Annotated in this window: 14 protein-coding genes; 10 read left to right on the top strand and 4 right to left on the bottom strand. The window is 60.3% G+C overall.

All coding sequences use genetic code 11. From position 1 onward, the window contains the following. The first annotated feature begins 201 nt into the window (after positions 1-201). The 4 genes from A6U86_RS17110 to A6U86_RS17095 are packed head-to-tail and all read left to right on the top strand — an operon-like array spanning position 202 to position 3,800. Positions 202-1,263, top strand: coding sequence for an ABC transporter substrate-binding protein (locus A6U86_RS17110; protein ID WP_068393507.1), 1,062 nt, complete (start codon positions 202-204; stop codon positions 1,261-1,263). Next, positions 1,260-2,294, top strand: coding sequence for an iron ABC transporter permease (locus tag A6U86_RS17105; RefSeq protein WP_068393505.1), 1,035 nt, complete (start codon positions 1,260-1,262; stop codon positions 2,292-2,294). The genes A6U86_RS17110 and A6U86_RS17105 overlap by 4 nt, the downstream gene beginning before the upstream one ends. Next, a complete protein-coding gene (locus tag A6U86_RS17100) occupies positions 2,284-3,072 on the top strand; it encodes an ABC transporter ATP-binding protein (RefSeq protein WP_244509961.1) in 789 nt (262 codons plus the stop codon). The genes A6U86_RS17105 and A6U86_RS17100 overlap by 11 nt, the downstream gene beginning before the upstream one ends. Continuing rightward, a complete protein-coding gene (locus tag A6U86_RS17095) occupies positions 3,069-3,800 on the top strand; it encodes a molybdate ABC transporter substrate-binding protein (protein ID WP_068393503.1) in 732 nt (243 codons plus the stop codon). Before A6U86_RS17100 ends, A6U86_RS17095 begins: the two co-directional genes overlap by 4 nt. Before the next feature lie 14 nt (positions 3,801-3,814). Here A6U86_RS17095 and A6U86_RS17090 read toward each other — a convergent pair whose 3' ends face one another. Beyond that, positions 3,815-4,705, bottom strand: coding sequence for a LysR family transcriptional regulator (locus A6U86_RS17090; RefSeq protein ID WP_068393501.1), 891 nt, complete (start codon positions 4,703-4,705; stop codon positions 3,815-3,817). Positions 4,706-4,879: 174 nt separating this feature from the next. Here A6U86_RS17090 and A6U86_RS17085 point away from each other — a divergent pair, with 174 nt between their 5' ends. The 5 genes from A6U86_RS17085 to A6U86_RS17065 all read left to right on the top strand — a co-directional run bounded on the left by A6U86_RS17085 (position 4,880) and on the right by A6U86_RS17065 (position 10,134). Further along, positions 4,880-5,656 (top strand): class I SAM-dependent methyltransferase, encoded by a 777-nt coding sequence (locus A6U86_RS17085; RefSeq protein ID WP_068393499.1) that lies wholly within the window; start codon positions 4,880-4,882, stop codon positions 5,654-5,656. Positions 5,657-5,664: 8 nt separating this feature from the next. Continuing rightward, positions 5,665-6,309 (top strand): pyridoxal 5'-phosphate synthase, encoded by a 645-nt coding sequence (locus tag A6U86_RS17080; protein WP_068393498.1) that lies wholly within the window; start codon positions 5,665-5,667, stop codon positions 6,307-6,309. Between the two features lie 70 nt (positions 6,310-6,379). After that, a complete protein-coding gene (locus tag A6U86_RS17075; RefSeq protein ID WP_068393497.1) occupies positions 6,380-7,618 on the top strand; it encodes a DUF2325 domain-containing protein in 1,239 nt (412 codons plus the stop codon). 153 nt (positions 7,619-7,771) lie between these two features. Further along, positions 7,772-8,260 carry a peptide-methionine (R)-S-oxide reductase MsrB gene (gene msrB / locus A6U86_RS17070; protein ID WP_068394058.1) on the top strand — a complete coding sequence of 163 codons (489 nt, stop codon included), beginning with the start codon at positions 7,772-7,774 and terminating at the stop codon, positions 8,258-8,260. Positions 8,261-8,277: 17 nt separating this feature from the next. Then, a complete protein-coding gene (locus A6U86_RS17065) occupies positions 8,278-10,134 on the top strand; it encodes a cytochrome c biogenesis protein DipZ (protein ID WP_068393496.1) in 1,857 nt (618 codons plus the stop codon). Between the two features lie 31 nt (positions 10,135-10,165). Here A6U86_RS17065 and A6U86_RS17060 read toward each other — a convergent pair whose 3' ends face one another. Next, entirely contained in the window at positions 10,166-10,714 is a 549-nt protein-coding gene (locus tag A6U86_RS17060; protein WP_068394056.1) for a cupin domain-containing protein, read from the bottom strand. A gap of 143 nt (positions 10,715-10,857) precedes the next feature. Between A6U86_RS17060 and A6U86_RS17055 the strand changes: the two genes are divergently transcribed. Further along, the gene (locus A6U86_RS17055; protein ID WP_068394055.1) at positions 10,858-12,192 is read left to right on the top strand and encodes an aspartate aminotransferase family protein; all 1,335 of its coding nucleotides are present in this window, start codon (positions 10,858-10,860) and stop codon (positions 12,190-12,192) included. A gap of 71 nt (positions 12,193-12,263) precedes the next feature. Here A6U86_RS17055 and A6U86_RS17050 read toward each other — a convergent pair whose 3' ends face one another. Together A6U86_RS17050 and A6U86_RS17045 are read right to left on the bottom strand one after the other, a co-directional pair. Further along, the gene (locus tag A6U86_RS17050; protein WP_068393495.1) at positions 12,264-13,346 is read right to left on the bottom strand and encodes a MerR family transcriptional regulator; all 1,083 of its coding nucleotides are present in this window, start codon (positions 13,344-13,346) and stop codon (positions 12,264-12,266) included. 141 nt (positions 13,347-13,487) lie between these two features. After that, on the bottom strand, positions 13,488-14,387 hold the full coding sequence (locus tag A6U86_RS17045) for an N-acetylglucosamine kinase (protein WP_068393492.1): 900 nt from the start codon (positions 14,385-14,387) through the stop codon (positions 13,488-13,490). Positions 14,388-14,397 lie beyond the last annotated feature (10 nt).

The raw sequence follows: 14,397 nt of genomic DNA, 5'->3' as shown, positions 1-14,397 counted from the left end.
AGCGGCTTCGAACAAGGCGCGGGGTCCACCTCGCGCCTTTGTCGTTCCAGGATGAGTATTCCGCGATATTTCAGAAAATCGAAATAATTCCGAGGCTTCGCTCGCAACGTGGCCGCGGGGCGAGAGTGTGTTCCGCGCAGCCGGACCGTTGTATCCGTGAAAATATAATGGTAGCGATTGGCACCGTTTCAGGAGAATTCCATGCACCGCCGCCATCTGTCCTTCATTGCGAAAATTGCTCTTCTTTTCGCCAGCCTGCTGTTTTCCGCTCCGGCCTGGGCCGACCGTATCGTCACCGACCAGATCGGCCGCCAGGTCCATATTCCGGATACGGTCAATCGCGTCGTTATCCTGCAGCACCAGACGCTCAACATCGCAGTCCAGCTCGATGCGATGGACAAGGTGGTCGGCGTTCTCGACGAGTGGAAGAAGCAGCTCGGCGCCAACTATGTTCGGCTAGCGCCGCAATTGCCCAATCTGCCGATGCCGGGCGGGCTGACCAAGGTGAATATCGAAGAGCTGTTGAAGCTGAAGCCGGACGTCGTCTTCGTCACCAATTACGCGCCGGCTGATATGGTCAAGCAGATCGAGGATTCAGGCCTCGCCGTCGTCGCGATCTCGCTTCTGGACGTTCCGCCGGAAGAGGCAACGAAACTCAATCCCTCCGTCAAGGACGAGCCTGCCGCGATCGATACCGGCTTTGCTACCGGCGTGCGGCTGATCGCCGACGTTCTCGGCCGCAAGGACAAGGGCGAGGAGATGATTGCGGTCACCAAGAAGACCCGCAAACTGGTTGCCGATCGCCTTGCCGATATTCCTCAGGACAAGCGCGTGCCCGTCTATATGGCCAATCCTGACCTCACCACCTATGGCCGCGGCAAATATACCGGTCTGATGATGGAGCGTGCCGGCGCCCGCAACGTCGCCAGTTCGATCACCGGCTTCAAGCAGGTGACGATGGAGGACGTGCTGAAATGGGATCCGGCCGTCATCTTCGTTCAAGAGCGCTATCCCGCCGTCGTGGATGAGATCAAGAAGGCCCCCTCCTGGCAGACCATCGATGCGGTCAAGAATGGCCGCATCTACCTGATGCCGGAATATGCCAAGGCCTGGGGCTATCCGATGCCAGAGGCCATGGCGCTCGGTGAACTGTGGATGGCGAAGGAACTCTATCCCGAGCGCTTCAAGGACATCGACATGCAGAAGGAAGCCGACGCCTATTACAAGGAATTCTACCGCACCGATTATCGCGCGGCGCAATGAGCGCGGATGCCCTTCAGCGGCGGGCACCGCGGGTGATCATTGCCGTATTGGCGATCCTCGTGGTGCTGGCTGCAGTCGTTTCCCTCGGCATCGGTCGTTATGACATTCCGTTTGTGCGGGTCGTGCAGATTCTCTGGGCGCCGATTTCCGCACCGGCAGTGCCCGTCACGCCGACGGAGGTCAATGTCGTTTTCACGGTGCGCATGCCGCGCGTCCTGCTGGCGCTGTTGACGGGAGCGGGTCTCGCACTGTCGGGGGCGACACTGCAGGGTGTATTCCGCAATCCCCTGGTTGGGCCGCAGGTGGTGGGTGTTTCCTCCGGCGCTGCTTTCGGTGGCACGTTAGCCATTCTCCTGAGCTTTTCGCGCTATGGCCTGCTGGGCTCGGCCTTTGCGTTCGGGCTTTCGGCTCTCATCATCGTCTATGCCCTGAACGGCATCGTCGCGCGCCGCAACATCCTGGCGCTGGTGCTTGCGGGTGTCGTGGTCAGCGGCTTCTTCGGGGCGCTGGTAAGCCTTGTCCAGTATCTTGCCGACACCGAAGATAAGCTGCCGACCATGGTCTTCTGGTTGCTCGGCAGTTTTGCGACGGCCAACTGGGAGAAATTCTCGCTGGTTATCGGGCCGGTTTTGATCTGCGGCACGCTGCTGCTGGGCCTGCGCTGGCGCATCAATCTCCTGTCGATCGGCGACGAGGATGCCCGCGCGCTCGGCGTCAATGTCGAGCCGCTGCGCTGGCTGATCCTGGTGCTTGTTTCCTGCATCGTCGCGGCGCAAGTTGCCGTCAGCGGTATTATCGGATGGGTCGGACTCGTCGTGCCGCATATGGCGCGCATGCTCGTCGGCCCGGATCACCGTGTGATGATGCCGGCCTCTTTGCTGATCGGCGCACTCTATCTGCTGATCATCGATACGGTCGCTCGCACCGTCACCGGCACCGAAATCCCGCTCGGGATCCTCACAGCATTGATCGGCACGCCTGTCTTCGCCCTGGTGCTGAAACAGACCCAGAGAGGCGCGCGTGGCTTCTGATCCGGTCAAGCTGCATATGACGAAGGCCAGCCAGTCCTATGATGGCGAGCGCTGGCAGTTCCGCGATCTCGACTTTGATCTCCGCGCCGGTGAGATCGTTGCGATCCTCGGGCCGAATGGCCGGGGCAAATCGACGTTGCTGCGCGTGTTGGCGGGTTTGCAGAAGCCGACCTCCGGTGCACTCCAATTGAACGAACGCACCGGCTTCGTGCCGCAGGAGTTTTCCGGCTCGTTTCCCTATTCGGTACTCGACGTTGTGCTGATGGGCCGTGCCCGCCACATCGGACTGTTCCAGACGCCGCGCAAGATCGATGTGGAGAAGGCGATGGAAGCGCTCGCTGCCACCGGCATGACCGACTATGCTCAACGCAACATCGATGCTCTTTCCGGCGGCGAGCGTCAGCTCGTGCTGATTGCCCGGGCGCTGGCGGGTGAGAATGAAGTGCTGTTGCTCGATGAGCCGGCCTCAGCGCTTGACCTCAAGAACCAGGATGTGGTGCTTTCATTGCTCGGCACGCTGGCCGATCGCCAGGGATTGGCGATTGCCTTCACCACACATCAGCCGAACCATGCCGTGGCTGTGGCCGACACGGTGCTGCTCATGCTCGATCAGGCAAAGGCGGTCTTCGGCGCGACCGATCAAGTCATGACCGAAGCCAATCTCGAAGCGCTTTATGGTATCCCGGTCCGGTCGGCGACGCTTGGTACTGGTGAACTTATGGAGACCGCTTTCGTGCCGTTGTTCCGGCAAAGGGATAGGAAGGGAAATCATTCGTGAGCAATGCAGTTGAGGTCCTGTCCGCCGGCAGCATGCGGCATGCTTTCCCGCCGATCATCACGGCTTTTGCTTACGAAACCGGCATTGCGATGTCGCTCACCCTCGGGCCAGCAGGGTTGCTGCGGGAGAGTATTGAGGCAGGTACACGTTTCGATCTCTTCATTTCCGCCAACATGGCGCATCCGCGGCGCCTTGCTGCCATGGGCCTTACGGAAGATGCCGTATGTTTTGCCCGAAATCGGCTTTGCGTGCTTGCTCACGCCGATCTCGGTCTCACCACGGAAAACTTTCTTACCGTTCTGTCCGACCCTGCCGTGAGGATCGGCACATCAACGCCGGGTGACGATCCCGGTGGCGACTATGCTTTCGAGGTGTTTGATCTTATCGAAGCGCGCCACCCTGCGAGAGGCGAGGCGATAAAATCCCGGGCACGTCCATTGGTCGGCGGCCGCAACTCTCCACCGACGCCGCCGGGCAAGGGTGCTGGCTATCTGATCACCGACGGTGAGGTGGATCTGATGATGAGCTACTCTTCGAACGCACGCCTGCTGGCGGCCGATCCGGCTTTCGCTGTCGTCGATATCCCCGACGCGTTTCAACCGCGTATCGAATATGGCGTCGTTGTTCGCCGGGGTGCAGATGTCGAAACGAGGCTTCTGCAGGATTTTCTGCTGTCGGCCGATGGGCAGAGAATTCTGAGCGAGGCAGGCTTTTCTCCAATCGGCTAATCTATCCTCAAAGATCAGCCTCTCGGAGGGGTACTGGCACCTGCGTAGGCCTCGGCCTCGCTGTGCAGCCACTCGCAGAAGAGAACCGATTTCCTGTTACGGCGGGCACGGCGCAGCGCCACATACTCGTGGCCGCTTTCGAGAAAGCCATAGGGCGCCGTTAGACGGCCGAAGCGAATATCGTCGCTGACATAGGGCCAGGGCGCCACGCAGACGCCAAGCCCGGCGCTGGCGGCTTCGAGCATGAAATAGAAATGCTCGTATTCGACACGCGGACCGGTGGCGACCGCTCTGCCGGAGCGGGCAAGCCAGTCTCCCCATGCGCGCAGCCGCGTGCGCGTGTGAAGTTGCGGCAGACCGTCGAACTCCGGCGTTGATTCAGCAAACAGCGCGGGCGAAAGCACTGCCCCCGTCTGTTCGGGAAACAGCGAGATGACATCGGCACCTCCAGGCCACGGCGCAGTGCCGACGCGGATCGCGACATCGAAACCGTCGCGGCTGAAGTCGACTGGCTTTGATGAGGCAGAGAGGCGAACTTCTATATTCGGGTATTGTGCTTGGAAACGATAGAGGCGTGGAATGAGCCAGCGCATCGTGAAGGTACCGGGGCAGGATACGTCAAGCTGACCATCTTCGGTGTCGGCCACTGAGCGCACCGACATGTCCATCTGGTCGAATGCCGTCGTCAGCCCCGAAAGTAGGGTTGCGCCGCCTTCCGTGAGCCGCAACCTGTTCTTCGGTCCTTCGAACAGCGGAATGCCAAGCACCTCCTCCAGATGTTGTATCTGCCGGCTCACCGCGCTGTGCGTTACATTCAATTCCTCGGCCGCAACGGTCATGCGGCCAAGCCGGCCGGCTGCCTCGAAGGCGCGCAGTGCATTCAAAGAGGGAATACGTCTGGCCATGTGCATTTTCCGAACATTGACTGTTCGATCATATCGATTTTCTTTCGCCAAGATAGCGTGTTTCTTGCGGTCGAAACGAACGGACAATGCGATTGCAGAACAATGATGTGATGATGCCACAAGCATTTTCATGCATGGCGAAGCCTTGCCCACAATGAGCAACGGAGACATGGAATGAACAGCAGACATCAGGATGGCAGCGCCGGCGACGCGAATTACGGCGTGATCGGAACGGGCTACACCCGCTACCGCCAGCCGGATCCCCATATCGCAGAATTCATCCGCCAGGCGCTCGGCGATGCCGCGACGGTCTTGAACGTCGGTGCGGGTGCTGGCTCCTATGAACCGGTTGATCGCGAGGTCACAGCCGTCGAACCGTCGGCGTCGATGCGGGCGCAGCGGCCGGCGCATCTGCCCGTCGCGATCGATGGCACAGCGGAAAGCCTGCCATTCCCTGACCAGGCATTCGACGCCGCCATGGCGACCTTCACGGTTCATCAATGGTCGAATCTCGAGCGCGGGCTCAGCGAAATGCGCCGTGTGACACGCGGTCCCGTCCTCATTCTGAGCTGCGACCCGGATCTCCTTGAGCGCTCCTGGCTGCATGCCTATGCACCTGAGATGATCACCGTCGAAGCACGCCGCTATCCGTCGATGGCGGCCATCGTCAAGGGGCTGGGCGGCAATGCCGAGGTCAAGGCTGTGCCGATCCCGTTGAATTGCGTCGATGGTTTTGGCGAGGCCTATTACGGTCGGCCCGAACGGATGCTCGATCCCGGCGCGCGGCTGGCCAATTCGGCTTGGAGTTTTGTCGATCCTTCGGTCGGCGAGCGTTTCGTTGCGGAGTTAGGCCGCGATCTGGCGGATGGAAGCTGGGATCGCCGCTATGGTGAGCTTCGCACGCAGCCCTTCTTCGAAGGGTCGCTGCGGCTCATTATCGCAAGACCATGAGGTGCGCGATGAAGAATGAATTGCGCTTGCTGACATCATTGGCGGGACCGTTTCCCGCCTTCGATGTCGATCTTACCCCTGACGAGCCGCGCGAGCTGTTCTCCGATTGGCTTCGTGATGCGATCGCGGCCGGCATCAAGGAACCGCATGCGATGGTGCTTTCCACCGTCGATGAAAGTGGCGTACCTGATGCGCGTGTGCTCATTCTGAAGAATCTTGACCACCGAGGTTGGCATTTCGCAACGACGGGCAACGGGCCGAAAGGGCGGCAGATCGCCCAGAACCCCACAGTCGCCTTGACCTTTTATTGGCCGGCGCTCGGGCGGCAGGTTCGTCTGCGCGGGATGGCTCTGCAAGCCGAGGTCCACGAGTGCGACGCCGACTTTCGCGCGCGTGCGCCAGGCGCCAAAGCCGTCGCCATGGTCGGCAGGCAGAGCGAGGTCATGGGATCCCGACAAGAATTGCACGATGCGCTCGCCCTCCAGTCTCGCCGATTGCAGCAAGAGCCCGACCTTGTTTCACCGAGCTGGGCGCTCTTCATCGTCATGCCGCATGACGTCGAGTTTTGGCAAGGCGACAGCGAACGTCGCCATCATCGTTTGCGCTATAAGCGCGAAAAGGCCGGCTGGATCAAGGAGCAGCTCTGGCCCTGACAAGCGGGCTTGCCTGATAGGGGAAGACGCACTAGCGTGATATTCAGTGAAATATAACGCTAGTGCGGATATGTCAGTTCTGCTCAACCATAAACAGCCGCTTCCACTCGCACTTCCGCATGCTGCCAAGCGACTGGACCAGCAACCGGCATCGGATCAGGCTGTGGCGGCAAAGAGCCAGCGACTGAAGACCTGGGATCTGGCCCCGATGTTCCATTGCTCGATCGTTGGGACCTGTCTGACGACCTCAGAGCTGCGGCAAGTCCTTGCCAAGGTCGGAGATATCGATGCCAAGGTCGCGACAGATCATGCCCTGCACAGCCGCGGTGTCAGGGCCGCCGGCCAGCGCGATATCAGCGGCAAGCTGCTGAACAAGGCGCTTGATCGCCGCCATGAGCGCATTCTCAAGCAGTTTTCGAAACTTTCGACTCCGTCCGAAATCAAGGCGCAATGGAACAAGGCAGTTGATGAAGGGGACATATCGGGGGCCTATTGGGCGGTTCTGAGCCATCCGGCGAGCGAACGCGCGCTTGTCAATGAGGTCTTCGGCGAGGTGCATATGCTCTCGCATCTGGTCGGCAGCTCCAGCCGGCTCGATCTGGCGCGCCTTCGCAAATTGCAGCTGGATATCGAAGCCAGGGATGAAAAGATCGCTCGCCAGGAGACGCGGCTTCAGGCGGCGGCCAAGGATCATGCGCTTTTGCAGAAGCGCGTCGAGGAGCTGGAAGTAAGTCTGTTGAAGAAACAGGCGGTCGCCGGCGAGCCCGCACCGATGGGTGCGGATCAGCAGCAGGAAACAAGATTGCTGCAAAGGTTGCAGGCAGCCGATCAGCGCGCCGATGAATATGACGGACGCCTTATCGCGCTGGAAGCACAGCTTGCCGAGGCTGAGCGGCGCGCGGGTGCGCTTGCCGGGGAGAACAAAGCTTTGCAGCGTGAGCTGGATATACTCGAATCTGTCGTGACCGCGCCCGATACGCCCGGCGCTATCCATTCGAGCGGGCCTCAAACGCTTCTTTATGTCGGCGGTCGTCCCAACCTATTCTACCGGCTGCGAAAACTGGCCGAGAGCCGGAATATCGATCTTGTGCTCCACGATGGTGGCGTTGAGGACAATCTCTCGCTGCTGCCGGCGATGGTCGGTCGGGTCTCATGGGCGATTTTCCCGGTCGACTGCATCAGCCATTCGGCCGCCGACATGGTCAAGCGTCTTTGCCGCGAAAATGAGAAACCTTATCTGCCGCTGCGATCCGCAAGTCTGGCCAGTTTTGCAGCCGCGATTGCACAGCCGCTGGCTGTGGCGGAATAGCGGCTGATCACGTTTCGGTGTTTTCACTGGCATGTGTGTAACAAGATAGCGTTGTATCTCGTAGTTCATAACGACAGGACGTATGCGGTGCCGAAGAACAGCGGCTGGACGTTCTGCGCGTTGGCGGCCTATCCGCCCAGGGAGAAGAGTGCGATGCTGAACAGACGATTGTTACTTCTAACCGTTGCTCTTGGTGCCGTTGGTTGGCGATTGGGTATTGGCGGCACGGCAGCTAAGGCTGCCACGAGTTTCGCTGTTACCCATAGCGATGCGGAGTGGCACAAGATGCTGACATCAGACCAATATGCCGTGCTTAGGGAGGAAGGGACCGAACTTCCGTACACCAGCGAACTGCTGAACGAGCATAGGAAGGGCAATTTTGCCTGTCTTGGCTGCGAGCAGGACGCGTTCTCGTCAAACACGAAATTCGAAAGCGGCACGGGTTGGCCGAGCTTCTGGGCGCCGATCGATGGTGCTCTGGAATCGTCGCGCGACACGTCCTTCGGCATGGTGCGCACCGAGGTGCATTGCAGTCGTTGCGGTAGCCATCTCGGCCATGTCTTTGACGACGGGCCGAAACCGACCGGCCTGCGCTACTGCATGAATGGTGTTGCCATGAAATTCCATCCGGCTTCGGCCTGAAGATCAGAGACTGACCAATGATCCTGTTTATCCTAGCCTATCTCGGCGGCGTTCTGACCATTGTCAGCCCCTGCATCCTGCCGGTCCTACCGTTCGTGTTTGCGCGGGCCGGCCAGCCCTTTCTGCGTAGCACGCTGCCGATGCTGATCGGCATGGCGGCGACCTTCGCCGCCGTCGCAACACTGGCTGCGCTCGGCGGTGGCTGGGCGGTCGAAGCCAATGAATATGGGCGTTATGCGGCGCTGGTATTGCTGGCGATCTTTGGCGTCATCCTTCTGTTTCCATCGCTTTCGGATTATCTGACACGGCCGCTGGTATCTCTCGGCGCACGCCTGTCGCAGTCGGCGGATCGTTCGAGCCGCAGCGGTGGCTCGGCGATCGCAGCCTCGCTGCTGCTCGGTGTTGCCACAGGGCTGCTATGGGCGCCGTGTGCGGGTCCGGTGCTCGGCCTTATCCTGACGGGTGCCGCCTTGCAGGGAGCAAGCGTCGGCACGACCTTGCTGCTGCTGGCTTATGCGCTGGGTGCTGCTACCTCGCTTGCGCTTGCGCTCATCATCGGCGGCCGCGTCTATCAGGCCATGAAGCGCTCGCTCGGCGTTGGCGAGTGGCTGCGCCGTGGCGTTGGTGTCGCCGTGCTGTTCGCCGTCGTTGCGATTGCTATGGGTCTCGATACGGGTCTTTTGACGCAGGCCTCACTCGCCAGCACCGCTTCGCTGGAGCAGGGCCTGGTTGATCGCTTCCATCCGCTGAATCAAGACAAGCCTTCATCCGTAGTCATGAAGAGCGATGGCGGCGCGATGATGAGCGCCACCAATGCCATGATGATGAGCGCCAAGCCCGATGCCGGAGCCGGGGCAGGAGGCTCCATGGCAATGGCGATGACGGCGAAGCCTGCCGTGGAGCAATTGCCTGTCGAACGTGCCGCTCCGTCGCTCGATGGCGCCGTGCAATGGCTCAACTCCGAGCCGCTGACCGCAGCCGGGTTGAAGGGTAAGGTCGTTCTGGTCGACTTCTGGACCTATTCCTGCATTAACTGCCTGCGTGCTATCCCTTACGTCGAAGCCTGGGCGCAGAAATATAAGGACCAGGGCCTCGTCGTCATCGGCGTACACGCACCGGAATTCGCCTTCGAGAAGAATGTCGACAACGTCAAGAAGGCCATTGCGGATATCGGCATCACCTATCCGGTTGCCATCGACAACAACTATGCGATCTGGCGTGCCTTCGACAATGAGTACTGGCCGGCCCATTACTTCATCGATGCCAAGGGTCAGGTGCGTCACCACCACTTTGGCGAAGGTGATTACGATCAGTCCGAACGCGTCATCCAGCAACTGCTCGCCGAGGCCGGAAAGACAAATGTTTCCAGCGATATCGTCGCCGTAAAGGCAACGGGTGCCGAGGCCGCCGCTTCGAACGAGGCCGATGTCCAATCGCCGGAAACCTATGTCGGCTATCTGCGGTCGCAGAACTTCGTTGATGATGCCGGCACTGTGAATGATGCCGCTCATGATTATGTTACGGCAACGCCGAAACTCAACGAGTGGGGTCTTGCCGGCAACTGGACAGTTGGCGGACAGCAGGCAACTTCAAACGGCGCGGATACCAGCCTGTATTATCATTTCCACGCCCGCGACCTGCATCTGGTGCTTGGACCGGCGGCCGATGGAAAGCCCATCCGCTTCCAGATTACCATCGACGGCAAGCCGCCCGGGGATAATCACGGCGTCGACACGGATGCGAATGGCAATGGGGTGGTGACGGGACAGAGGCTTTACCAGCTAGTCCGGACCAGCGGTGCTGTCGCGGATCATACGTTCGAGATCAAGTTCCTCGATCCCGGCGCTCAGGCCTACGCCTTTACCTTCGGCTGACGGCGATCGTCAGCGTCTCGCACGCCGCTCATCAGAAGCTGGGCGGCGTGCAGGCGCTGATGACCTCACATGGCACCGGCCCAACGCAGCGAAAGCGGTGAGGCCGGCGACTTTCGAAATAATAGGCGTCGCCCGGCCCGAGGATGCGCCGTTCATCATCGACGGTCACTTCGAGGCGGCCTGACAGAACGATGCCGCCTTCTTCGCCCTCATGTACTAGCGGCACTTTGCCGGTATCGGCCCCCGGCTGGTAGCACTCCTTCAGGATCTGCAGGCTGCGGCCGAAGAGGTTCTCGCCGATCTGGCGATAGGAAATCGGACCCTTGCCGATCTCCACCAGTTCCTCGGCGGCGTAGAAGGCTTTCTTCGGCGTGTCCGGCTCAAACGCAAAGAACTCGGCAAGGCCGATAGGAATGCCGTCGAGAATGCGCTTCAGCGCCCCGACCGAGGGGTTGGATGAGTTGGACTCGATCAACGAAATCGTCGAATTGGTCACCCCCGCGCGCTTGGCAAGCTCGCGCTGGGAAAGGTTGTGCGCCAGGCGAAGGTGACGCAGGCGATTGCCGATATCGACGGACATCATGGCCTCGGGTTTCAGGTGTTCGAAATATCGAAAACTTTACACCGCAATCCAATAATATCAATGCGTTAAATTCACATAGAAAAGGACTTGTTCGACAGACGAAAATCACTGATGTCAATGGCAGCGTAATGGAGGCAACCATGGACAAGATCACTCATCCCAATACCCCGGTTCTCGACAATTTCTGGATGCCGTTTACGGCCAATCGCCAGTTCAAGGCGGCGCCGCGACTGCTGGCTGCGGCCGATGGCATGTATTACACCGATGTCGACGGCAACAAGGTGCTGGATGGCACGGCCGGCCTCTGGTGCGTGAATGCTGGCCACGGTCGCAAGAAGATCGCCCAGGCGGTCGAGCGCCAGCTGGCGACGATGGATTTCGCCCCGACCTTCCAGATGGGGCACCCGATCGCCTTCGATTTTGCCGCAAAGCTTGCAGCGCACGCACCGGGCGGCCCCGAGGCAGGGCTCGATCGTGTATTCTTCACCGGGTCTGGTTCCGAATCCGTCGACACCGCGCTCAAGATCGCCATCGCCTATCAACGCGCCATCGGGCAGGGCACCCGCACCCGCATTATCGGCCGTGAAAAGGGCTATCATGGCGTCGGCTTCGGCGGCATTTCCGTTGGTGGCCTCGTCAACAATCGCCGCGTCTTCCCACAAATCCCGGCCGATCACATGCGCCACACGCTCGACGTCGAACGCAATGCTTTCAGCAAGGGACTGCCGGCGCATGGCATCGAGCTTGCCGAAGATCTGGAGCGGCTGGTTGCGCTGCATGGTGCCGAGACGATCGCTGCCGTCATCGTCGAGCCGATGTCCGGTTCCGCCGGCGTCATTCTGCCGCCGAAGGGCTATCTTGATCGGCTGCGGGCGATCGCCGATAAACACGGCATCCTGCTGATCTTCGATGAGGTGATCACCGGCTTCGGCCGTCTCGGCACGCCGTTCGCGACCGAGTATTTCGGCGTCATCCCTGATCTCGTCACGACCGCCAAGGGCATCACCAACGGCACCATCCCGATGGGTGCGGTCTTCTCCAGCCGTAAGGTCTATGATGGCCTGATGAACGGCCCGGAAAACCAGATCGAGCTCTTCCATGGCTATACCTATTCGGGCCATCCGGTCGCTTGCGCCGCGGGTCTTGCGACGATGGAAATCTATGAGGAGGAAGGCCTGCTGACCCGCGCCAGCGAACTGGCGGGCGACTGGCAGAACGCGCTGCATTCCTTGAAGGGCCTGCCGCATGTTGTGGATATCCGCAATCTCGGCCTCGTCGGCGCGATCGAGCTTACTCCGCGTGATGGCGCGCCTGGCACGCGCGCCTATGACATCTTCGTCGATTGCTTCAACAAGGGGCTCTTGGTGCGCGTAACCGGCGATATCATCGCGCTGTCGCCGCCGCTCATTATCGAACGCGCCGAGATCGAGACGATTGTATCCAAGCTCGGCGACGCCCTGAAACGCGCCGCTTGATACTTGCGATCTGGCCGGCGCGAAAGGTGCCGGCCAGGTTGTGTCTGGCAAAGCTTGGCTCATGCCTGTGTCTAAAAGGTCGGCCGCAGATAAAGGTGGCTGATCTTCCCCCTAAACGTCAGTGCGATTCCCCATTCCATTTTGGTCTTTTCAAACTCGACCTCATAGATGTCGAGACCTTGTGATACGCCCTTGAACGCTACGCGCGTGAGCGCGCCGGCCTTTTCCAATTCGTCCTGAATGATATCCTTTTGCTCCTCCACAAGCGCTGCCAATGACGGAGACATGGAGCCGGTGTCGGGCTCGCCGCGCAGATGCTCCCCAATGACGCGCCGCAGGATGCGATCGCCGTCAGGCATCGGCTTCTGGTCCTGCATGCGCTTTGTCACTTCTTGCTCTACGCGCAAGGCCTGCGACAAATCCATCTTTTCGGCGCGATCCTCGCAGCCGTTCTGGTGATGGACCAGGCTCGTCACCTGGCCATTCGCATCGCGCTCGAAGGAGATCTGCACAGGCAACGCTTTCATGAAGAACCGCCTGCTGCTTTCGGGAAATATCTCGATGTCCGCCTGCCCGACAATCCTATAGAAGAGCTTGCCATCGCGGTCGGAAACAACGGAAATCGTGCCGTCCTCGGTGGCATAGGCGCCTGCATAGTCGGCAAGCAAGGCGGCATCGACGGCTATTTCGGTTCTCGGGCGCATCTGCTCATATTGACGCCATGCGCGTATATCTTTTGATGGTTCGGTCATCTTCGTTTCCCTTGCTAGGGTTGTGAGGTCATCGATCGACGCTACAGCTCCGGATCGAACTTTGGACTGCAAGGCCTCGATGACCTGCAATCCTCGTTCGGCGCGTCTGCGCGTGTCTTCAAGCCCATCACGCTGCAGAGCGAGCATCTGGACCAGATCGGTGGGCTGTTTTCGAAGAAGCTTTGCGATATCGCGCAAACTGAGCCCGAGGGTCTTGAGCGCTAGAATTTCGTTCAAGCGGGCCATTTCGTTGCGACCGTAGAGCCGCCATTGCTTGGAGGTACGGCGCGGCGAAATCAATCCGTGCTGCTCATAAAGTCGCAGCGCCCGGATTGTGATTCCAATGCGTTCAGCGCATTCGAGAGCGGTGATCAGAACCTCATCCTGGGTGCAACCTGGCATCGAAAACTCCTTCGGGACTTTTCCATACGGTATGACGTTAGGTTCGGCTCAAGTGGGAAATTCACGTCCGCCCAAAAAATCATGGCAGAAGACCATTTCTGTTCGCCAAATCGGCAGGCGAAGCTGCGCTGAGCCTCGCCTTTATTTAACCTCCTCAAACGCCCGACGTGCGAGGAACACTGCACCCTCGACAGGTGGGATCGTCAGCTTGTGGATACGCAGATGGTTATGCCGCGCGGATACGTGATGCTTGAAAGCTTCGAAGAGCGGCGGTTGATTGACGATGACGCTGCCGGCGACAACGACATCTGTTCCAACAGCACCTCGCGCCAGTAGCTGATCAACCAACGCTGCCAGATATTGCGCGCCTTCATCGATGACGCTAGCGGCCAGCGCCGAACCGGCGGCGGCGGCGGCGAAGATGGCCGGGCAATGCGGCGCCCAATTCTCCGATGTCGGCTCGTCATTGACCTTGCGTGTCAGCCGTTCGGCATCGGCAACTCCGAAGTCGCCGATCAGCGCGCCGAGCAAACCGTCGTCGGGCTTGCCCTCATCAAGGGCGCGGAGTGCCGCGCGGGTGGCCTCGCGCACCAAGGCTGCGGCACCACCTTCATCGCCGATCACCGGCCCCCAGCCGCCGGTTGCCAGATGCGCCCCGGAGGCGTCTTTTCCGACGCCAATCGCGCCGGTTCCGGCGATGATGCCGATGCCGTCGGGAAAGCCGGCGGCCAGCGCGATCAGGGAGGCGTCGTTGACGATACTTGCGCGCAGGCCATGAGCGGCAAGGGCCTTTTGCAGGTCCTCTGCCGTCTCGGCCCGGTTGATGCCCTGGGCGCCGAAGGCCATGGCGGCGACGCGTGCGCCTGCCGGGATATGCGGCGTGATACGCTCCGCAATCCATTCAGCGGCAAGGTCCGCCGGCTCGGCATCCCATTCACGGCTGTGCAGGACGGTGTCGAGGAGACGCGCACCGTGGATATCCTCGATGACCAGATGGGTCTTGGTGCCGCCGATATCGAGCGCAAGCAGGCAATCCGTCATATCCGAGCCC

It is taken from the genome of Rhizobium sp. AC27/96, from assembly GCF_001692325.1.
Lineage (GTDB): Bacteria > Pseudomonadota > Alphaproteobacteria > Rhizobiales > Rhizobiaceae > Rhizobium.
The sequence above is the reverse complement of the archived record's forward strand: the minus strand, read 5'-3'. Positions and strand labels throughout refer to the sequence as shown.